Source organism: Spirulina sp. CS-785/01 (genome assembly GCF_028330525.1).
GTDB lineage: Bacteria > Cyanobacteriota > Cyanobacteriia > Cyanobacteriales > Spirulinaceae > JAQMSD01.
In genome coordinates this window covers 13,576-35,765 of the sequence record NZ_JAQMSD010000060.1, presented here as the reverse complement: position 1 = coordinate 35,765, position 22,190 = coordinate 13,576, and the positions used below count along the sequence as shown (strand labels likewise).

16 protein-coding genes are annotated in these 22,190 nt (G+C 45.7%); 7 read left to right on the top strand and 9 right to left on the bottom strand.

The features are described 5' to 3' along the window. Positions 1-384 precede the first annotated feature (384 nt). Both PN462_RS03415 and PN462_RS03410 read right to left on the bottom strand, forming a co-directional pair. On the bottom strand, positions 385-4,683 hold the full coding sequence (locus PN462_RS03415) for a CHAT domain-containing protein (RefSeq protein ID WP_272126548.1): 4,299 nt from the start codon (positions 4,681-4,683) through the stop codon (positions 385-387). A gap of 473 nt (positions 4,684-5,156) precedes the next feature. Beyond that, complete coding sequence (locus tag PN462_RS03410; protein ID WP_272126546.1) at positions 5,157-6,578, bottom strand: NADP-dependent isocitrate dehydrogenase; 1,422 nt, start codon at positions 6,576-6,578, stop codon at positions 5,157-5,159. 101 nt (positions 6,579-6,679) lie between these two features. Here PN462_RS03410 and PN462_RS03405 point away from each other — a divergent pair, with 101 nt between their 5' ends. From PN462_RS03405 to PN462_RS03385, 5 genes are all read left to right on the top strand, one after another. Continuing rightward, on the top strand, positions 6,680-7,375 hold the full coding sequence (locus tag PN462_RS03405; RefSeq protein ID WP_272126544.1) for a response regulator transcription factor: 696 nt from the start codon (positions 6,680-6,682) through the stop codon (positions 7,373-7,375). A 143-nt stretch (positions 7,376-7,518) separates the two neighbouring features. Further along, entirely contained in the window at positions 7,519-8,025 is a 507-nt protein-coding gene (gene rfaE2, locus PN462_RS03400; protein ID WP_272126542.1) for a D-glycero-beta-D-manno-heptose 1-phosphate adenylyltransferase, read from the top strand. 23 nt (positions 8,026-8,048) lie between these two features. Then, positions 8,049-8,759: a GUN4 domain-containing protein gene (locus PN462_RS03395; RefSeq protein ID WP_272126541.1), complete on the top strand. Its 711-nt coding sequence runs from the start codon at positions 8,049-8,051 to the stop codon at positions 8,757-8,759. A 101-nt stretch (positions 8,760-8,860) separates the two neighbouring features. Continuing rightward, positions 8,861-10,357 (top strand): GAF domain-containing sensor histidine kinase, encoded by a 1,497-nt coding sequence (locus PN462_RS03390; protein WP_272126540.1) that lies wholly within the window; start codon positions 8,861-8,863, stop codon positions 10,355-10,357. A 174-nt stretch (positions 10,358-10,531) separates the two neighbouring features. After that, complete coding sequence (locus PN462_RS03385; RefSeq protein ID WP_272126538.1) at positions 10,532-13,267, top strand: UPF0182 family membrane protein; 2,736 nt, start codon at positions 10,532-10,534, stop codon at positions 13,265-13,267. A gap of 259 nt (positions 13,268-13,526) precedes the next feature. On the opposite strand, the gene PN462_RS03380 is transcribed toward PN462_RS03385, so the two are convergent. The 3 genes from PN462_RS03380 to PN462_RS03370 form a co-directional block, all read right to left on the bottom strand. Beyond that, a complete protein-coding gene (locus tag PN462_RS03380; RefSeq protein WP_272126537.1) occupies positions 13,527-13,751 on the bottom strand; it encodes a hypothetical protein in 225 nt (74 codons plus the stop codon). Positions 13,752-13,907: 156 nt separating this feature from the next. After that, positions 13,908-14,099, bottom strand: coding sequence for a hypothetical protein (locus PN462_RS03375; RefSeq protein ID WP_272126536.1), 192 nt, complete (start codon positions 14,097-14,099; stop codon positions 13,908-13,910). A 452-nt stretch (positions 14,100-14,551) separates the two neighbouring features. After that, the gene (locus PN462_RS03370) at positions 14,552-15,274 is read right to left on the bottom strand and encodes a pyridoxine 5'-phosphate synthase (RefSeq protein ID WP_272126534.1); all 723 of its coding nucleotides are present in this window, start codon (positions 15,272-15,274) and stop codon (positions 14,552-14,554) included. A gap of 209 nt (positions 15,275-15,483) precedes the next feature. Between PN462_RS03370 and PN462_RS03365 the strand changes: the two genes are divergently transcribed. Then, positions 15,484-15,687 (top strand): hypothetical protein, encoded by a 204-nt coding sequence (locus tag PN462_RS03365; RefSeq protein WP_272126532.1) that lies wholly within the window; start codon positions 15,484-15,486, stop codon positions 15,685-15,687. 53 nt (positions 15,688-15,740) lie between these two features. Here PN462_RS03365 and PN462_RS03360 read toward each other — a convergent pair whose 3' ends face one another. Further along, positions 15,741-16,433 carry a RibD family protein gene (locus PN462_RS03360; RefSeq protein WP_272126530.1) on the bottom strand — a complete coding sequence of 231 codons (693 nt, stop codon included), beginning with the start codon at positions 16,431-16,433 and terminating at the stop codon, positions 15,741-15,743. Between the two features lie 256 nt (positions 16,434-16,689). Between PN462_RS03360 and PN462_RS03355 the strand changes: the two genes are divergently transcribed. Beyond that, positions 16,690-18,810, top strand: coding sequence for a hybrid sensor histidine kinase/response regulator (locus PN462_RS03355; RefSeq protein WP_272126528.1), 2,121 nt, complete (start codon positions 16,690-16,692; stop codon positions 18,808-18,810). A 105-nt stretch (positions 18,811-18,915) separates the two neighbouring features. Here PN462_RS03355 and PN462_RS03350 read toward each other — a convergent pair whose 3' ends face one another. From PN462_RS03350 to nblS, 3 genes are all read right to left on the bottom strand, one after another. Continuing rightward, entirely contained in the window at positions 18,916-19,587 is a 672-nt protein-coding gene (locus PN462_RS03350) for a hypothetical protein (protein ID WP_272126527.1), read from the bottom strand. A 135-nt stretch (positions 19,588-19,722) separates the two neighbouring features. Further along, on the bottom strand, positions 19,723-20,145 hold the full coding sequence (locus PN462_RS03345) for a DUF29 domain-containing protein (protein WP_272126526.1): 423 nt from the start codon (positions 20,143-20,145) through the stop codon (positions 19,723-19,725). Position 20,146: 1 nt separating this feature from the next. Continuing rightward, positions 20,147-22,177: a two-component system sensor histidine kinase NblS gene (gene nblS / locus PN462_RS03340; RefSeq protein ID WP_272126524.1), complete on the bottom strand. Its 2,031-nt coding sequence runs from the start codon at positions 22,175-22,177 to the stop codon at positions 20,147-20,149. Positions 22,178-22,190 lie beyond the last annotated feature (13 nt).

Below are 22,190 nucleotides of genomic sequence, written 5' to 3'. Positions count from 1 at the left end.
ATACGGAATCCGCACCCCAAATATCCACTATCCTTGTAAAGGATTAATCATTGTAGGGTGGGCATTGCCCACCCAGAGAGCAAAGGATTAATCATTGTAGGGTGGGCATTGCCCACCCAGAGAGCGTTTCATAATTTTTTAGGGTCTGTCGATACCGGATTCCGTATAAGTGCTAGATAATCAAATTTTAATCAACTCTGACCCACCCATTATCAATCCCAAGAAATAAGATTATTGAGAGTGAGCAGAAAAATCGTGGCCTTGAGAATAGGAAAGCATCAGGAGAAATGAAACGAAAACAGTATTAACACTTCCCCATCCCCCCCATCTCCCCTTTGTGTCTTCGTGGTTAAACCATCAACTAGCAACGATCAACTCCCCGCCTCACCAAGGACTCCCAATCATCGTAAACCCACTCCAAAAATACGGATGACTCAAATTAACCCGATTCACCCCTTGTAACGCCGACGGTAGCGAATAACTGCCACTGCGCGTTTGCAATTGTCCCCCATCCACCTGGATATCCCCCCGCAACATCGCTAACTGCGCCTGTCGTAACGCCTCCGATTTCGTCTCACTGGTTTGTAACTGGTCATAAAAGCGCGTCATCAAGGCCAACGTCCCCACATCATTCACCGACCACATACTCCCCAACGCACTTTTCACCCCGGCCAGAATCGCCAACCCCGCAAACCCCAACTCCGCATCCGGATCACCTAACGCCGTCTGACAAGCACTCAACACCAATAAATCCACCACCGGGTCATCCAAACTTAACTCCCGTAACCGATTTAACGTCAACTGCTGATCCCAAAACTGAATATAAGAATTACTCGGTTTACCTGGTTTAAACTCCGCATGAGTCGCCAAATGCACCACATTATACGTCCCCTGCTCCCTCGCCTGTTTCAGTCGCTCCACCAAAAACTGATCATTCACAAAACTTTCCCCAGACCAGTCTTGAGTAATCGTCTGCACCTCAAACGTCGCCCCAGGCAAAGGATTATTATCCGTAAAGGTATCGGACCCCATAGCCAAAACCTGCGTTTCTTCTTGCGTCCAAGGCCGAGGATCAATAAACGACGCACTGGGAATCATCCCTAAACTGTATTTTTCCACCAAAAACTGTTCCCCATCATATAACGCCGCAAAGGGCAGGGACAACAAACCCCGGTCTAACACAAACGCCAGATTATCCACCCCTTTAGCCGCTAACTCCGCTTCCATCGGTGCAATCAACCATTGATAAAGTTGTTGAGAGGGTTTCAGGAAACTCATCGGACGGGAATAATTAGTCACATTACGGCGAAATTGATTGGCCATTTCCTGAATTTGACCACGAGTGACTCCCGACGGACGACGTTGGATCACCTCCCCCGATGCAGTCACTAATTTTAATTCCAACACATCACTGGGACGAGGTGGCCGTTGTCCCCCCTGTTGCCCATATTCCCAAAGCACTTCTCCCGACTCGCTGGCCGGTTGATTGGTGGGTTTAAAAAACGCATAGAGAAAAGCAGGTTCAATATCATGACGGTCCGCCACCTCTTGTAACATCATCTGAATGTCTGTGAAGCGCAGGTAACGAGGGACTTGCACCCCTAAACGGTTGGCATAAGTATTAGCCGCTTGTTGTTCAGTGTTTTCTAAGGCAACCGTTGTGGGATTAGAAATAACATTGCTAGGGGATTGAGTATTAGAGGTTTCTGCCTCACTTTCTTCTGAGGAACTTTCTGTGGAGTCCTCTGTAGCGGTTTCGGTTGAATCTTCGCTCGACTCAACGGTTTCACTATTCTCTTCTAAAGTATTATCTTCTAAAGTATAAGAACTGCTCTCGTCTCCTATAGATGCACTATCAACTCCTCCCTCTCCAGCGTCGGGAATGGCACTACTCCCACTAATGGTACTTTCACTGATTGAGGAACTATACGACCCCATATAACTCGGACTGTAGGCACTATAACTATAATACATTCCTCCGAAATTATAGGAACTAGACCCATAACTATAGCTGTCATAATAGCCTCCAGGACTATAGGAACTAGGACTATAGCTATCATAAGAACCGCCAAAATTATAGGAACTGGGACTATAACTATAATAAGTTCCCCCATAATCATAGTAACTAGGACTGTAGCTATAACTATAATAAGTTCCCCCATAATCGTAGTAGCTGGAATTAGAACTATAATCTGGGGAACTGGTGTTATTAGAGTTCATTTGATTAGGAGTATTTCCAGTTACAGAACTACTATTTAAGGTAATTGTTCCCCAACTATAAATTCCCCCACCATTGGAAAAAGCATCATTATAAGTAATGTTGCTATAATCAACATTAACACTTCCAAAACTATAAACGCCACCCCCATTCAAGTCAGCATAATTACCACTAATTACACTGTCACGAATGCTGACATTTCCTCCACTATAAATACCACCACCACTAAAATAAGAAAAATTATCACGAATGTTACTATAATCAACGCTAACATTGCCTTGGCTATAAATACCACCCCCATTCAAGTCAGCATAATTACCACTGATGATGCTGTCATTAACAGTAACATCTCCAAAACCATAAACCCCACCGCCACTCCCAGAGGAAAAATTATCACTGATTGTACTAGAATTAAGGTGAACTTTGCCAATAAAACTATAAACTCCACCCCCATTCCCATAGGTAGAGTTATAACTTATAGTGCTATTAGTGACTTGGACATCTCTATAACTATAAATTCCACCTCCGTGAGAAGCAGCATCATTATTCAGGATGTTACTGTTACTAACATTAACATTACCCGAACTAGCAATTCCTCCGCCCGTCACATTGGCAGAATTACCACTAATGGTACTATTTTTGACTGTTAATGTTCCAGTCCCAGTATGATTAATTCCTCCCCCGCTTCCTGTTGTATTGCCATTTTGCAAGGTTAAATTGTTTAGGGTGACGGTATTGGCAGAGGTGTTGAAGATGCGATGATTTCCACCCCCATCTATCACAATATTTTGTCCCGTACCATCAATAGTTAAATCATTCGTTGACCAACTAATTTCACTAGCTAAGGCAATTGTTCCAGATACATTAAAAACAATATCATCCCCAAAGCCCGCATTGCCAACTTCCTCTCGTAAGGAATTTATTCCGGTATCGGATAAGGTTTGAACTGTCCATGTGGCGAGTTTCCCATCCCAGTTCGTTAAAGTGGTCTCAGTTAAAGGGGGTTGTGCTTCAATATTGCCTGTACTGTACTCTAACTGCCAATTCCCCCCATAGTTAGCACTTCCGGTGGCATCGACGGAGGCAGCAACGTCGGCCCCGGTGGCCGTGGCAATTTGATTAATCAGACTTTCCCCGACTGCATTTAAGGCGGTAAAACAACTATAGAGGAGAATATCAGCAGTGGGGCTGAGAGACTCTCCCCAACTCTGTAACTGGGTTTGATAATGTTGAATATTTTGCTCGCTGATGAAATCTTGGCCAAGCCAAAATTCTCCGGTGTTTCCTTCAGCAATGATGGTGAGGGTATCAACGCGGTGGGGGGTAAAGTTTAAGGTTTCGGTAATTTTGGCGATTCCCTTTTCATCCCGGAGGATGAGAGAAGAAACCGTGCCGCTTTCTCCCCCGTAGAGTAAGTCATAGGGGTTATCGGCTCTTTCGTCAATGAAGGTATAGTCGAGAGAGTCGCTGAATTCTTCGGCAAAACGAATGACGGTGGGATTATGGCTTGTGCCGTTTCCGGTACGGATGAGGGTGGGATCATCGGGTTGAATGGGGTTAACGGCGGCCAGATGGACGTTTTCTCCGCTTATTGCCCCTGTAAAGACTAAATCTCCGCTTTCAATGGTGTTGAGGGGATGATCTGCGGAGATGGGAGACTCGGATGCGGTGAGTAATTCTGGGATATCTAGGGGGGTGAAGGGGAGGGGGTTGCCGTTGTTATCTCTGGGGGGATTAATATCTAAGCTGAGTAAGTGTCCTTCTTGTCGGATGCGAATTAAATTACTGCCTGGGACGGCGGATAAGGTAATTGTGCCATTGGGGGCGGTGATTGTGCCTGTATTGGCGACTGTTCCCCCCATGAGGGTGACAGTTTGCCCGGAGTTAACGGTTAAGTCGCCTTGATTGAGGATTGCGGCGGGTTGGGAGAGATCAAAGGCGAATTGGGAGGGTGTGCCAATTAAGGGGCTGTAATTATTCTCTCCAAAGGCGTTAAACCAATGGTCGTTACTAAAGCCAATTCCGGTGGCGGTGGTGGCGAAAAAGTCTCCGGGAATGTTCAGTTGGGCATTATTGCCAAAGACAATCCCGGCGGGGTTCATGAGGTAAAGGTTGGCGTTTCCTCCGGTGACTTGAATTAGTCCATTGATGAGAGAAGGGTTGTTTCCGGTGACTCGTCCGAGGATGTTTTGAATTTCTGGTTGGGAGAGGAAATTGGCAATTTGGCCGGGGTCTAAATTAAATTTTTGAAAACTGTGAAATAAGTTGGCTTGGTCTTGAGAAAGTGTGCCTCCGGTGATGTTAAATTGCTCTCCGTTTTGCTGAACAGTTGTTCCGGTGTTGTCGTTGGCTGGGGTGATGGGTTGGGCGAGGGAATGGGAATGGGTCAGCAGGCTGAAAATTAGCCAAAATAGGAGGGTGGGGGAGGGTCGGAGAAGGTTATAGTAGCACTGGAGGTTTAGCATATTTAACCAGAGTTTAGGGGGAGCAGGGGGTGTTTCATTGGCGATTTTGTAGAAGTGCAACTCTTGATTACTACAATTCTAACATTGGATTTATGAGGGTAATACAATACAAAAGGTGGGTGTTCCGGTTAAAGGGAAGGGGGAATTATTTCCGTATTGTTACGGAATGGTGAATTACCTAGGGGGGGTTAGGGAAATTTACCTAGGTTGATTGATTTGGGAGACGAATTGGCAGGATAATTGTTTCCCTAGGTTTTGTGAAGTATTAATCATTCAATTTTTAATGGTTAATTATTTAGGGCTGCTATATCAGAGGAAATTAGTCACGCTAAGTATTAAGGGGCGCAATGCTTGCGCCCCTTCTGAGATTTTCTATTGTCTGATTTTCACCCAAGTTTAGGGGTTTATTGGTCGGGATTCATCCCCAGCTAAATCAAAGAGATTTTAGCTGGGGACTTCTCCTGACATTTCTGTTAAAAGTGATCGATGATGGCTTGGGCGAATTGGGAGCATTTGATGGGATTTTTTTCGGGGGGGTCCATCATGCGGGCTAAGTCGTAGGTGACTTGGCGGTTGGCTATGGCTGCCCCTAGGCCGTTTTCAATTAACTCGGCGGCTTCTTTCCACTCTAAATAATTTAACATCATGACGGCGGAGAGAATGAGCGAGCCGGGGTTAATGCGGTCTAGTCCGGCGTGTTTGGGGGCTGTGCCGTGGGTGGCTTCAAAGATGGCACAGGTATCGCCGATGTTGGCTCCAGGACCCATCCCCAAACCGCCTACGATCGCGGCTGCGGCATCGGAGAGATAGTCGCCGTTGAGGTTCATGGTGGCTAAAATGGAGTATTCATCGGGCCGGAGTTGAATTTGCTGGAAGATATTGTCGGCGATGCGGTCATCGACCATGACTTTCTCCCGCCATTGGCCGTTTCCGTGGGTGTCCCAGATGCTCTGGAGGACGGACTCAACTTCTTGGCAAATTTCTTGTCGTTTTTCGGGGGTGAGGGAGTCATAACCGGGGTCAATTTTCCGAGCGTTTTCTTCGATACTCAGATCGGCATTTTTTTCTTTGTTGCTGAGTATCCAAGATTCTCGTTCGGTGACACATTGGTCTCGAAATTCGGTGGTGGCTAACTCATACCCCCAGTCGCGGAATGCTCCCTCGGTGTATTTCATGATATTCCCTTTATGAACTAGGGTTACTCGTTGCTTGTCTTTGGGTAAACTGAGAGCATGGAGTATGGCACGACGAATTAATCGTTGTGATCCGGTTTTACTGATGGGTTTGATGCCGATGCCGGAGTCGAGACGAATTTGCTTTTTACCGTGTTCAGGGGTGGCGGGAATTAAGTCCTCATTGAGGTGCTTAATGAGCTTATTGGTCAATTCTGTGCCTTCTCGCCATTCTATGCCGAGGTAAATGTCTTCGGTATTCTCCCGATAAATAATGAGGTCGAATTTCTCCGGAGACTTGTGGGGAGAAGGTGTACCAGGATAAAACCGACAAGGACGCACACAGGCGTATAAGTCATTAATTTGCCGGAGTGCTACATTCAGGGAGCGAATTCCCCCGCCAACGGGTGTGGTGAGGGGTCCTTTGATGGCAACACCGTATTCTGCGATCGCCTTGAGGGTATCGTCAGGTAAATATTGGAATTGGCCATACTGTTCGCAGGCTTCATCCCCTGCGTAAATTTTAAACCAATTGATTTTGCGTTGATCGCCGTAGGCTTTAGCAATGGCAGCATCAATGACTTTTTGGGTGGCGGGCCAAATATCAACTCCTGTGCCATCTCCCCGAATAAAGGGGATAATTGGATCGTCGGGAACAACGGGATGACCGTCTTGAAAGGTAATTGGTGATCCTTGCTCAGGAGGCTGAATTTTTTCGTACATTACCGTTCACTCTCGATAGGATTACTTTTTGGTAGGCTAGCAGATATTTCACCTGTATTTTGCTCTCTATAAGCTGAATTCAAAATTATTTTTGATTGCCCATGAAGCGTGTTTTAGTGGTTGATGATGATAAGACTCTGCGGGAAGTTCTGCAAGAGTATTTGGAAAATGCCGGATATCAAGTGGAGGGGGTCAGTTCGGGAACGGAGGGGTTGACGGCCTTTGAACAGAATCCACCGGATATTATTGTCTCGGATGTGATGATGCCGGAGATGAATGGGTTGGATTTTTGCCGGACGCTACGGAGTACGCCGTCGGGCCAGCTTGTGCCGTTTATTTTTTTGTCGGGGAAAAATGAGTTGGAAGACCGGGTGAAGGGTCATGAGATGGGGGCGGATGATTATGTGACGAAACCGTTTGCGATGCGGGAGTTGTTGGCGAAGATTGAGACGCAATTGGAACGATCGCGCCGCATTCACAGTGAGATTGTCCGTATGATGCAGCAAATGACGGGTTCTCGCAGGGGGGAGAGTCAGTTAGGGGGGGAAGAAACTGCTCAGAAGGAGGAGGCGAAACCCCCTGAACCGTTACCGTTGACTCCGGCGGAGGAACGGGTGTTTTGGGAGGTGATTCAAGGATATACGAATAAGCAAATTAGCGATCGCTTGTTTATTTCTCCCCGCACGGTCCAAAGTCACCTCAGCAATATTTTAGGCAAGTTACAACTGGACAACCGAGCGCAATTGGTGCGTTTCGCCTATGAACAAGGATATCGGTCTCCCCATAAGGAGGATTAGGTTTTGGAGATGGGGGAGTCGGGAGTCGGGAGATGGGGGAGTTGGGGGAGATGGGGAGTAATAACTGTTCCGGAGTTCCCTGTTCCCTATTCCCTGTTCCCTTTGTCACAAAGAACCAACCACCAATAACCAATAACAATAAAATGCTCTATACCCTAGACCAGTTACACCAGGAAATTACCACCTATCCCGAACAATGGCGGCCCTTGGTGTTTACCAATGGTTGTTTTGACTTGCTGCACGTGGGCCATGTTCGTTATCTCCAGACCGCCAAAACCTTCGGTAAACGGCTGGTAATTGGTTTAAATAGTGATTCCTCCGTTCGGCAACTGAAACCGCCTAAAATGGGCTATCCGCCCCGGCCTCTGACTTGCGAAGACCAACGGGCCGAAGTCTTGGCGGCCTTAAAACCTGTGGATGCGGTGGTGATTTTTCCCGAACAGACGGCCTCTACCCTGATTGAAACCCTGAAACCGGATATTTATGTGAAAGGGGGAGATTATACTCCCGAAACGCTGCCCGAATATCCCCAAGTTGTTGCCTATGGGGGTCGGGTGGAATTAGTCAAGGTCGAAATTCCCTCCTCAACGACTGGAATGGTGGAACGGATTTTACAAAACAAAAGCCTTCAAGAATGCGATAAAATCTAGATTCTGACGCATCCAACAACCCCATGACCGAGCAAGACCAGGCATCTGTGCAAGCGGAATTGGAGAACCTACGCCAACAGCTTAATTCCGGTTCTCGCAAAAAACAACTTCCCGCGATCGCTCAACTCGAACAGTTGGGAGAACCGGGTTTGAAAGTCTTGATGGAGTTTCTCTCCTCTCAAGCAGAAACTCCTACTCCGACTACGGGACAAGTTTATTTAACCTTGAAACAACAGGAGTCGTCGGCGATTGAGGATTTTCTGACGATGAAGTTTCCCCAGGGGATTGTCTCTTTAAACAGCGATCGCAATATTGAGTATCAGTCTCTCCAAGATTTACTGATCGAGCAAGACTTTCAACAAGCGGACCGCCTCACCCTCGAAAAACTCTGTGAGTTAGCGGGGCCGCAAGCAATGGAACGCCGTTGGATTTATTTTACTGAGGTGGATAAATTCCCCGTCAGTGACCTACAAACCCTCGATACGCTCTGGTTGGCTTACTCCCAAGGGAAATTTGGCTTTTCTGTCCAACGGAAACTCTGGCTATCCTTGGGGAAAGATTTTAATAAACTATGGGATAAAATTGGCTGGCGCAATGAGAAAACCTGGACTCGCTATCCCAACGAGTTTATCTGGGATTTAAGCGCACCCCAAGGCCATCTCCCCCTCTCTAACCAGTTGCGGGGGGTGCGAATGTATGAGGCCCTCTTATTACATCCGGCTTGGAGTGACTAGAATGTAGGGAATGAAGAAGTTTCGTTGCAGTTTTACGGTTAGCGCAACGATGCCCCTTTAAGATAGGTAAAGACCGCTTATTTCACCGAGAATAGAGGAATATGGCTCACCCCACCAATAGGCTTTTCTGTCGTCTAGATGGCTTAACCCCAGCGGCCAGAGAACAACAAAGACTCAATACGCTAGAGTCTCTTGGCCTACTCCATGCGGAGAATATTCCGGTGTTTGAGGAAGCGACGCAAACCGCTGCCCATTTTACACAAACGCCCATTGCTTGGCTCTCTTTAGTCCGGGGGGATTATCTTGAGTTAAAGACGGTGGTGGGGTTGCATCAGATGGGGTTGATGAATGATTTGGCGAAAACGCGATCGCTGCCTCTAGGAGAATCTTACTGTCAATACGCCATTGATAGTCAACACCCCTTTATCATTAACGATTTAAGTCAATATCCGATTTTACTGGACAGTATTTTATTTCAGTATTACGGCATTCGTGCTTATCTCGGTATTCCCCTCTTAACCCAAAATCAAGTTTGTATCGGGACATTAGCGGTTTTTGATCAACAACCCCACGAATTTTCTACCCAAGAGGTGGAGTTTCTCAACTTGACGGCCCGATGGTGTCTCAGTGAATATGAACGCGATATCCTCACGCAACATTCCCCTCAAGATGCTGCTTCGGATGCTGCGTCTCTCCCTCGGTTTTCTTCTCCAAGAAGACACAACCTCTCCGACGCTTCCCCCCCAGAAACGGCCATTGAGGTAAACTCCTCCTCTCTGACGAAAACGGAACAACTCAAGGTCAATTTATTGGTACAACTGAGTAGTGAGTTGCGTAGTCCTCTCACCTCGGTGATGGGAATGGCCCGGATGTTGGAACAACAACTCTATGGACCGTTGACGCAGAAACAAAAGGAATATGTCGAAATTATCCACAATAGTGGCCAGAAACTCTTGTTAGTGGTGGAGGAGATGGTGACATTGGGGGTTTTAGATGAACACAATGCTCAACTTAATCTCAGTTCGGCAGATGTGGAGATGGTCTGTCAACAGTCTCTCACTAATCTCGAATCCCTCGCTAAACAAAATCAACAAAGTTTAACCCTTTCTATTGAACCTGGAAACCGCATTTGGTTATTAGATAAGGAAAAAATTCGCCAAGCCCTTTATTATTTAGTGTATAGTCTGGTGCAGTCGGCAGATGTGGGCAGTGAGATTCATGTTCATGTATCGCGGAAAGTGGAAGACCCCATTAATCCGATGCCAATTTTGACTATTTCGGTTTGGGCTACCCATCCTTGGTTAGATAATAATTTACCGAGTACAGGCTTGGAAACGGCCACCTTAGATAATTTAGAAACGGCGGAGGAAACTGCGTTTCCAGAAAATCCGACCTTGCGGTCTTTAATTAAATCTCTGAAGGTGGAACAACGCAGTCAGAAAGCCCCTGAAGAAAAGTCTAGAGAAGTGTTAGGGTTATTGTTAAGTTGTCATCTCACGGAAATGCACGGGGGCAAGATTATTATTCAAGGTTCACCGGAGATTGGCTATCGCTATGTTTTTAAAATCCCCCAAATTGAAAAGCAGTTAGACAATTAGCAATTAACAATTAACAATTAGCAATTAACAATTAGCAATTAACAATCAGCAATCAACAATTAGGAGAAGATAGAAGGTAGAAAAGAAAATAGAGAGTTTTAACTCAATTCTAACGGCTTTTTCCTTTTTTTCTCCATCACCAATTACCCATGACCTATAATCTCTTACCAAATAATGAGTAATTCGCCATTTTCTTCCCAAAAAGGAATACAACCTAAAGTTTTTCTTTATAGTTTAGTTTTTGCGATTATTTTATTAGTCGCATTAACTCCTTTAGTGCATACCATTACAGAAATGTGGTGGTTTGATTCGGTTGAGTTTTCGGGAGTATTCTGGACATTATTAATCGGGCGATCGCTGTCTTGGATTGGTACATTTGTTGTCTTTGGCCTGTTTGTTTGGGGCAATTATAGCTTGGCCATGAGTCTCACCCGCTATAGTCCCTTTCGCTCTGTACAATTAAGTAAACAAGATACCACAATTCCCATTAAAACGCTAGTTAAATTTTTAGCTATTGCGGCCACAATTTTCCTTGCTTTTGTGGCTGCTAGTTCCACCACAGAAGCCTGGGAACTGGTGTTAAGATGGTGGAATGGGGCGGAATTTGGTGAAATTGATCCCATTTATCAACAAGATATTGGCTTTTATCTCTTTCAAGTCCCCTTTTATAACGGTGTTCGTAATTGGTTATTAGGTCTTTGTGTAGCTGGATTAATTGTTATTTTACCCATTTATGGATTAAAAGGCTATATTGATTGGAATCGGGGTTGGCAATATGCCTTAATTCGGCCAGCGAAAGGGCATATTAGTTATTTATTCGCAGCCATGGCCTTATTAGTGGGAGTGGGGTTTTGGTTACAACGCTATGAGCTTTTGTACTCTGTAGAAGGAGTAGTTTTTGGGGCAGGTTATACCGACGTTCACACCCGCCAATTTTCGCTCATTTTAATGGCGGTATTAAGTGTGGTTTTGACGGGATTAATTGCTTTTTCTGGTCGTCAGAGTAGCTTAAAAGTCCCCCTCTATGGTCTGGGATTTTATTTAATTATTGCCTTAATTTTTCAAGGGTTAATCCCCTCCCTAGAACAGCAATTAGTGGTTAGTCCAAATGAATTAGTTAAAGAGAAACCCTATATTGAGAATAATCTTAAATTAACGCGACAAGCCTATCAACTGGATGACATCGAAAATAAACCCTATCCCGTCAAACCAAATCTTACCTCAGATGTCTTCGAGAAGCATAAAACCACTCTACAAAATATCCGTTTATGGGATTATCGTCCCCTGTTGAGTACCTATCGACAACTGCAAGAAATTCGTCTCTATTACCGTTTTAATGATGTCGATATTGACCGCTACATCATCGACGGGAATTATCGCCAAGTGATGCTCTCTCCGCGAGAATTAGCCTATGATCAAGTACCAGAACGGGCGCAAAATTGGGTCAACCAACGGTTAAAATATACCCACGGGTATGGTCTGGTTATGAGTCCGGTTAACCGCGTCACCTCCCAAGGTTTACCGGAATTAATGATTCAAGATATTCCCCCCAAATCCACCGTTGATTTACAGATTGATCAACCGCGCATTTATTACGGAGAAGACACCAATCACTATGTTTTTACGGGGATGAGTACCAATGAATTTGACTTTCCCCAGGGGGATGACAACGCCAACAACCGCTATGATGGCGTAGGGGGTGTTCCGATGCCCACTTTCTTCCATCGTTTGCTGTATGCTTACGATCTGAGTAACTTGAAAATCCTCATTTCCAACTATTTCACCCCAGACTCGAAAATCCTCTACCATCGTCAAATCCGCGATCGCATTCGTCGAGTCGCCCCCTTCCTCCGCTTAGACCAAGACCCCTATATTACCCTAATTAATGGGCGGTTACATTGGATTGTTGATGCTTATACTAGCAGCGATCGCTATCCCTATTCCGAACCCTTTAGCCAAAACATCAACTACATCCGCAACTCCGTAAAAGTCCTCATTGATGCTTACGATGGGACTATGCAGTTTTTAGTAGTTGATCCCGATGATCCCGTATTACAGACCTATCAACGGATTTTCCCCGACTTATTCTCCCCAGGGGAAACCATTCCCGACGAAGTAAAAGCGCATTTTCGCTATCCCCAAGACTTCTTTATGGTCCAAGCGCAAATGTACCTGTCCTATCACATGGATAACCCAGAAGTCTTTTACAATCAAGAAGACCTCTGGAAACTCCCCACCCAACTCTACGAAGGGAATGAAGAACAAGTCGAACCCTATTACATCATCATGCAGCTTCCCCAGGCCGAGTCCGAGGAATTTATGTTGATTTTGCCCTTTACGCCTGTAAACAAGGATAATATGGTGGCTTGGATGGCCGCGCGATCGGATGGGGAACATTACGGGACCTCCTTACTCTATGAATTCCCGAAACAACAACTGGTCTATGGACCCAAACAAATTGAGGCCCGCATCGACCAAAACCCCACCATTTCCCAACAATTAACCCTATGGAGTCAGGAGGGTTCAAGAGTCATTCGGGGAGATTTATTAGTAATTCCCATTAATACGTCCCTTTTATACGTTGAACCCGTTTATCTCCGGGCCGAACAAGGGGAACTCCCAGAACTACGACGGGTCATCGTGGCCTATGATGAACAAGTGGTGATGAGAGAAACCTTAGATCAAGCCTTAGCGACCATTTTCGGGGAAGGTTCAACGACTCAGGAGACGACAGAAGACACCCAACCGAGAGAAACCACACCGAGTCCCAATAATACCCTGATTCAATCGGCTTTAGACACCTATCAACAAGCCCAAGAAGCCTTACAAAATGGCAATTGGTCCCAGTATGGGGAATTGACCGACCAACTCGAAGATATTCTCTTACGGTTGAACGGAGAAACGGAATAGAGGTGAGACCCTCACCCCCCAACCCCCTCTCCCAACCTTGGGAGAGGGGGAGAAAATGTCTCTCACAAGTGTCTGAAACAACGGTGTCTCGTTCTACAATTTCTCACCTTGACAGGGCTGGGTGGGCATTGCCCACCCAAACCTCTCAAGCCTGCTTATTCATAGTATGGTTTTTTCTATTTCATAGAACTCTACAAGAGGTTGGGTTTTGATGCTATATTGTTTTTGGGTGAAAGCATAACCCTTTTGATATCCTACTCTAATCCCTTTCCATGCTTACGGAAAGGAGTGGGTTGTTTTCGGTGAAGGACGTGACGGAAGGAAGGTTGATGTGTCCGTGTGGGGGATAGTTGAGGGAGGGGAAAAGGTGATGTGGTTTGGGGTGGTCGAGGAGGTGTTGGATGTGGTTGAGTCGTTGCTGGAGGATGTTTTTGGGGCTACAAAGGGATAAAATGCGATCGCGTGCTTTTTCTCCTATTCTCATTCTCCACCACAGACAGTGCTAGAATCTTCTCTAACTTTTCTTCAAAGTCTCCTATTTTTAATTACAGTTTAGATAAATAAATGAAAAATATCAATTCAATTTTCATGGAAGTTTTTAGTTTGAGATTGATTTGAGAATTTTATAATAAAGTTTAAATTATTTCCAAAATTGACTATTTTTAATCTCGTTTAGTTCAAAGGTTTTACTCGCTAACTCTATTTCTAGGTTTTGAGCATAAGTTACTGAAGCATTTAACTCGTGTTTTAACCAGTTTTTCTCCTGTTGTAACTCTTCTATCCAGTCTCGTACTTCTTGAATTTCTCCTCCTAAACACTGGACTATTGGCATCTTTAGGAGCTTTTTCGACTAAAGTTCCAATGGCTCGGTCTGCGGACTGATAAACGTCAAGGAGGGGGTCTTCTGCGTCATTTCCGAGGTAGGGATAGAGGGGGTGAGTGCGATCGCTCAAATGCCAAAACCAGTGATTAGCAAAATGAATTTCACTAAAGGCAATGAGGAAGAAATCCCAAGGTTCTTGCTCTAAAATGGCTTGACCAATTTTACTGTGATACTCAATAGATGCTTTGGTTTTCTGTTGACAATGTTTAATATTTTCGGGGTTAAGCCAATCAAAGTGGAACGAAATAAAACCAAAATTTTTTTCACGTGGGGGTGTTGGGTTGCGCTGTCGCTTAACCCTCAATTGTTAATTGTTAATTGTTAGGGGATGTTGGGTTACGCTATGCTTCACCCAACCTACAATCAACTCCCCCATCTCCCTTCAATCTCACCTTAACTTGCTAAACCTTCCCCTGCATCGCCAACTTCATTTCTCGCACGGCCCGTTCCATTCCCACTAAAACCGCACGACTAATAATCGTGTGACCAATATTTAACTCCTCCATCCCTGGAATACAAGCTACAGGATATACATTCCAGTAGGTGAGGCCATGGCCTGCATTCACCCGTAACCCCAGAGAAATGGCCTTGGCGCAGCCTTTTTTTAATCCCTCTAATTCTTGAGAGCGACGGGTTTCGCCCTCTGCGTCGGCATATTTTCCCGTGTGGAGTTCGATGAATTGGGCCTGAGTGTCTGCGGCAGCTTCAATTTGTTCTCCATCGGGATCAATAAACCAACTGACCGGAATATTGGCACCTTGTAATTGCTCTACAATGCGACTATAGCGAGGCATATCCCCCAACAAGTTTAACCCCCCTTCGGTGGTTACTTCCTCTCGACGTTCTGGGACGAGGGTGACATAATCGGGTTTGAGGTTTAGCGCGATCGCTACCATTTCTTCCGTCGGGGCCATCTCCAAATTCAAATGAGTGCGGACCGTCTCTCGCAACACCTGCACATCCCGATCTTGGATATGCCGCCGATCTTCCCGTAAATGAACCGTAATGCCATCAGCCCCCCCTAACTCAGCCAAAACCGCAGCCGCAACCGGATCAGGTTCTACAGTGCGTCGGGCCTGACGAATGGTGGCTGTATGGTCGATATTAACACCCAGCGTAAGCAACTTGGAACTCTCCCTATAACGATCATCCCGTCAATTATCTCCCGTCCCGGTGCATTCTAAAAACCTGTGATTTCGATCACGCCGCCTAGGTATTTTCCCTCACTTGGCTGTTGGACGAGGTTCACAAATCCCTTGGGGAGTCTGTCACGTTATTTCAAGGTAAAACAGGCGATTATTAAAACTGTAGAGAGTTCAACCCCCAAACCATCATGTTTAACCCAATCCAACTGCTTCCTGGTGCAATCGCTGAAATCCTCGCCTCCGCCACTGAAACGGGTGCTTTAACCCTTAGCGATCGCTACGGTTTAATGGCCGCCGCCCTCGATGATACCTTAGAAGAAGACGATCGCCGCGCCGTCAATCGCATCTTACGCGCCGTTAAACGAGGCCGCATCCAAGTCGCCACCGCCTAAGTTTCCTCTCACGACAGAGGGGTTAAGAACTCTCTACAATACAGTTCACTCCCTCACTCACTCTGTTTCCCGACAGGGTGATTTTTTTTGGCCCGAAAATGCAAAAATACCTCCTGTCCCCCCTGTTGCACCGTTAATAATTCTAACTGGGGGGCATGAGTCGCCAAAAATCCCTCCCCATCCACAGGAGTGGGTGCAGTTTTTCCCCCCAAGATCAGAGGACACACCGTTAACCACAATTCATCCACACAACCCGCTTCTAACAGTTGGGCCACTAACTCCCCTCCCCCCAAAATGGCCAACTTGTGCAGGCCAAAATCATATAACTGGCTGAGAATTGCTGGCCAATGCCAAGACTCAATGGCTAAAACTCGCTCAAAATGGGGAGACTGCTGCCAGAATCGCGCCTTTTCGGGGGGAGTGAGTAACCAACGGGGAAACGGTTGTTGGAAAAATCGCCAATCCGGGTTAAAATCTGCCCGACGAGAACAAACCATTTGAATGGGTTGGGGGGGGCGATTCTCAGCTTGACGTTGTTCGATCAGGGCAGGAGTGCGAACCGAAAGGGAGGTATGATAAGCCCGTAATGTCCCCCCCCCAAATAACACCCCATCCTGTTGGGCAATTTGCCGTTCGAGATGGGCCTTGTCTTGGGATGAACCAAACCGGGCCGGAGAATGCAAATGGTCTGTAATTTTACCATCCGCACTCATCGCTAAAATCACTGTAGTCTGGGGACACTTCACTGGATATTCCGTAAGTTCATCCTCCTAGCTTAGTCCCTTCACACAGTTTTCACAAAAAAATGCTGTAACTCTATCAATTCTTTAAAACATTCTTTGGGTGTGACCTTTATCATTGTGAATAGGTATCGGTTAATGTTGCTCACCGGAATCACGGTCTCCTGCCCTGAAAAGATAACGACGAACCCAAGCTCGAAGATACTCAATACTATTGCTCATTTCGGTTCACTTCTCTCTTGCGTAAAAACTGTAGTTTTTTATGGCTAAGCCTGTCTCGCGGTCATTCCGTCGAATTTTACTTTCTCGTTTACTGTTACTCAGCGTTCCCATTATTCTCGTGGGGGTGACAGCAACCTATGTCGTGACCTATCGTAAAGCCCGTTCCGCTTTATTGGAAACCGCCCGGCAAAATCTCACCGAAAGTGCCTCTCGGAAAGCCCAACGAATTGAAGACGCGATCGCATCCTTAAAAAACAACCTAGTCGCCGCCAGTGAACATCCGTTTCTCAGCGAAAACCTCACCCCCAATAACCGCGTTTACCTAGAACATCTCCGTCAAACCCTCCCCACCCAAATTCGCTGTCTTCAACTGGTGGAGATCGACACCCAAACCGTTACCAGTAGCACCTGTCAACCCCAACCTCTCGGCCAATTTGATCCAACCTTTTGGTCCGAGGAACAAACCTCCTTATTCCTCACCCCCAACCAAGTCCAAGTCCAAGTCATCTTACCCAACACGGAACAAGAGGGGGGACAAGCAACCAGCAGTATCACCCCGGCCAGTCAACTCCATCTCCTCCTGGCTACCCCTGTTTATAATGCCAATAACCAACTCAGCCATCTCTTATTCGTCAAAACCGAAGTCATCGAACCCACAACCCTGCAACCCGGTTCATTATCTGGCTATCCGGTCATTATTAACGAAGATGGCACAATTTTAGCCCATCCGTTATCGGATCGAGTGGGTCGCAATATTGCCCAAGAAGACGATGCAGAACGCTTACAAAGCATCCTCCGTAATGCCTTGGCCGGACGACAGGATTTTCTCCATCTCTTTTCCTTTGAAAAAAATGGGGTGGAACTCCTCTCAGGATATTCCGCCATTCCCAGTCCCCTCCCCCAAGAACAGGGTCAACAATGGGCGATTCTTTCCATTACCCGTCTTGATAATGCTTTAGCCACCTTAGACGAAATTCGTCGGATATTACTGACCTTTCTCCTTACCCTAACGTTTGTCTTAATTATCGCTACTGTGGCCGCTACCCTTTACATGGCCCGGGAAATGGCACTCCCCCTAGAGAAAATCCGTGATTATGCCTTTACTCAAGACCATCTCCATTCCCAAGATTCCATTCCCAGTGACTTCACCATTTATGAGTTTCGCCAGTTGGGAATCGCGTTTAATAATATGCTCGAACAGTTGCGTCACCGGGCAGAGGAGTTAGAAAAAGCCAATGAATTAAATAATCATCGGGCTGAGGAACTCGAAGTGGCGAACCAACAATTAGAGATTGCCAATGAGTTGAATAATAATATGATCGAACGGTTGAAGACTTGGGCAAAAGAGTTAGAAACCGCTTGGCAAGAAGCTCAAACGGCAAATCGTCTCAAAACTGAGTTTCTGCGGATTACGTCCCATGAATTGCGCACTCCGTTAAATGGGATTATTAATTCCCTTGAGTTTGTCACCGATGATTTATGTGATTCCAAGGAGGAGGAATTAGATTGGTTGGGGACTGCGCAACAGTCGGCGGTGCATTTGTTAGGAATTATGGATGAAATTGCCGATATTTCTAAGATGGAAACCGGACAATTATCGGTGCATATTGAAGCGGTGGAGTTGTCCAAGGTGTTACAAGATGCCATTTCCCTGTACCACCCCCAGATGGAGGCCAAAGGGCTTGAATTGGACTGTCAGGAGTGGGAGGAGGAGTTAGTGGTTCATGCTGATCCCAGTCGCTTACGGCAGGTGTTTCTGTATATCTTGGATAATGCCGTAAAATTCACTAAAGCAGGGTCGATCTACATTCGCACCTATGCGGAATATGTGATTATTCCTGACCCAGAAAATCCGGAACTCCCTTCTAGTGCCAGTGGTCAACAAGCTGTGATCACGATTCAAGATACTGGAATTGGTATTGATCCCAAGGAACAGCAGAAATTATTTAAACCGTTTGTTTTAGTCGATGGAACAACGACACGAGAATCCGGGGGAATTGGTCTAGGGTTGGCAATTTCTCGACAGTTAATGGATTTAATGGAGGGGGAAATTACACTGTTTAGTGAAGGGGAAAATGAGGGAACAACGGTTAAGATTACGTTACCTATGGCAAAAATGTCCAGTTTGGTGATTCAGTCTTCGGTGAAAAAAGAGGGGTAAGGGGTTACTAGGTAAAAAGTCCTCTAGGTGTAGTTTTTCTAAATTCAAACAGATCAGAATTTAGATTCAACACATATACTCAGGCTACACTTGAGAAAAAATAAACTATTTTTGTCCTTGTAACTTGCGCATTTCGGTTTTTACGTTGGTGGCAATTTGGAGGACATTATCGAGAATTTCCCCGAATTCGGTGGCTTGACTTTCAATGGCCAAGGCATTTAAACTCGATAAATTATTTAAGAATAAATCGTCATTTTCGGTTATAATATCATTAAGTAGATTATGATTTTCTCGCAAAATTCGTTCTGTTTTTAAAGCCCGGATCAAGTCTTCTCTAGCGAGTTTTAAGGCTTCTATGGCTTTGGCGCGATCGCGCCCTGTCATTCCCCGATTTCCAGCCTCTTTTAACTGATCCGTCACATCAAGGGTTTTGACAACTTTATTAAACTTTTCCACATCATCTAATAAGGCTTTTAAGTTGTGAGTATGTTCAGAATTTAACAAAAACCCCGTTTCTTCCGACTCCATAAATGCGGTACTATTGAGCAAACGATCAAAGAAAATATAAAGAGGAAAAACCCCTAAAATAATCGCAATAATCCCATTCTCAAATAGCAACTCAGAACTAAAAAACAGCAAAAAAGCCGCTAATAAAGCAATTACTAACCCCTTAACCGAGAAATCCGGTTGAACTCCCTGATCTTGTCCCAAATAAACCCCCGTCAACCGATTCAATTCCCGACGACTAATCAATAATTTCCTTAAATCACGACGCATTGTAATGGGTAATGGGTAATGGGTAATTGGGATTAAGAAACCGGGTTTCTATCCAAACTTATCTTGTTTGCCCACAATGTTGAGTAGAAACCCGGTTTCTGTGGGACAAAGAACAAACAACAACCAACAAAAAAACTAAGGCAAAAACTTAGGATTTAAAGTTTGTTCCCAAGTAAACGGAGACTCTTGGGGGAAAGTATCCAAATCAACATCCATCTCCAACGCAGCGGCCCGACGGGCCCGTTGGTAAGACTCCTCAAACAACTCCTCACTATAGTCCTTGAGACTGGGACTATCTTCTAACGTCTCTCGAATCTTCTGACGGTGTTGGAGTAACTTATCCTTTGCATGGGGAGAACTGTGTTCAGGGAAATACTTATACTCCAACAAAGTGCGTAATAATCCCCGTAAATGGATTTTCAGCGTACTTTTTTCCCGTTGGCCCAGAAGCTCAATCTCCGCAATTAAATTCTCCCAGTCAATCTGATCATAATTGCGATCGCGCAACTGCTCCACTGTCCGTTCCACCCAACGATGAAAATCCTCTTCATACAACATCTTACTCTCCAATCGCCACGCGAGACGAATGCTCCGTTTGCTGCTTCATATCCGAAGTCATTGGGAATTCCTCTTGATATACCTCTAAATCAAACCAAAACGTACTCCCCACCCCCACTTCACTAATCAAATTCACCCGACTATGGTGTTTTTCAATAATATTGCGGACAATGGACAACCCTAAACCCGTCCCCTCCAAAGTATGCACGCGATTTTCCACCCGGAAAAAGCGATCAAAAATCGCCTCCTGATCTTCAGAATCAATCCCTGATCCCGTATCCGCAACCTCCACACGCACCTTGGGAGTCTCCTTGGGAACAGTGGGATCAACAGGCAACTGATAGGCCCGAATCGTCACTTTTCCCCCAGACGGAGTAAACTTCAAGGCATTACCCACCAAATTAGCAAACACTTGTAACAATAAATCATAATGACCCAAAACCGGAGCTAAATTCGGTTCAATCTCATGGACCAACTCAATCCCCTTATCCTTCGCATTCAGTTGGCAAGTTCGCAGGGTTTGTTCAATGGGACGGGAAATATCCACCGCTTCCAGTTGATACGTCTTCGACGACTCCAGACGGGATAAATCTAAAACATCATTCACCAACCGCGTTAACCGGTCCGTCTCATTATTGGCCGTATGGAGAAACTCCTGACGTTCATCCTGTTTCAAATCCTCCCCATACTCATACAACGTCTCAATAAACGACTTAATATTAAACAGAGGAGTCCGCAATTCATGGGAAACATTACTAATAAACTGACTTTTCGCCTCATTTAACTCCACCTCTCGCGTAATATCCTGCACCGTCATAGCAATTCCCTTAATATTCTCCCGATACTGATCAAACACCTGAGTCAAGAGAATACGAATTGTCCGTTCTGTCGGTTGCTTGAGCGCGATGCGAAACTCATCCCCTTCCTTTTCCCGTTCCTGTTCCGAGGGATGGGACGACGGATACAAATGCTGCATCTGATCAGACTTTTCAGGGAGAGTCTGTTTGGCCGTCGATTGATAAAGAGGCCGAGTCAGTTGTACCGTCACCGGAGAGGGGAGGACGTGCAGCACATTTCGACCAATCACATCTTGATTTTCCCAGCCAAAAATCCGCCGGGCCGTAGGATTCACTAAAATAATCTCTAAATCCGTATTTAATAAAACCGCCCCATCAGCAATAGTAGAAACCAGCGTCTCCAACTTCGCCTTTTCTGCCGTCAATTCCTCAATATTCTGCTCCTCGTAGCGTTCGAGACGTTCCGCCATCTCATTAAAACTATAAATTAACTCCCCCAGTTCTCCCCCCAAGGGTAAATCAATCCGTTGTTTAAAGTTCCCAGCAGCAATATTTTTTACCCCCACCAATAATTCCTTAATGGGTTTAGTAATCGTTAAGGCATTAAACACCACCCCTAACATCACCATAGCCCAAATCGAGATAAACACCGCAATGGTGACATCTCTGGTGAGATTAGACGACACCACTACCGTGGGGTTAGGATTAATCCCTACAGCTAACACCCCCAAATATTGTCCCTCATTTTTCAGAGGCACAAATACATCTGTCACTTCTCCATTGGGGGTTGTATGCTGCCGCACCATGGGCAGTTCCGCATTTTCCCCATAATGTTCCGGCAGGTGAATGCGCCGTTGAATGGTGAGGGAATTTTGCACCTCCGCTTCCGAATAGGGAATGCCAAAGACAATTTTGCCCTTTTCATCCGCATAAAGCAGATAACGGACACTGGAGGTATTGCTATAGAAGCGGGTACAAAATTGGGCTACTGCACTGAGATTATCTTCGGCCACTAGGGGGGCAACATTGGCGGCCAACAGCAAGCCCAAGTCACGGCCAAAGCGGGTATCATTAAGCCGTGCATCTTGCTGAATGGTATTCACGGCCCAGAAGGTTAAACCACTCATTAATAGAGAGACAACAAGGGTTGCCCCTGCAAGCAGTCGCGTTTGCAGGGTGAATTCTGACCACCATCTATGAATAATGTCTCGCAGGGTTTTGAGCAGTTCTAACAAGGTTGTTTCGTGT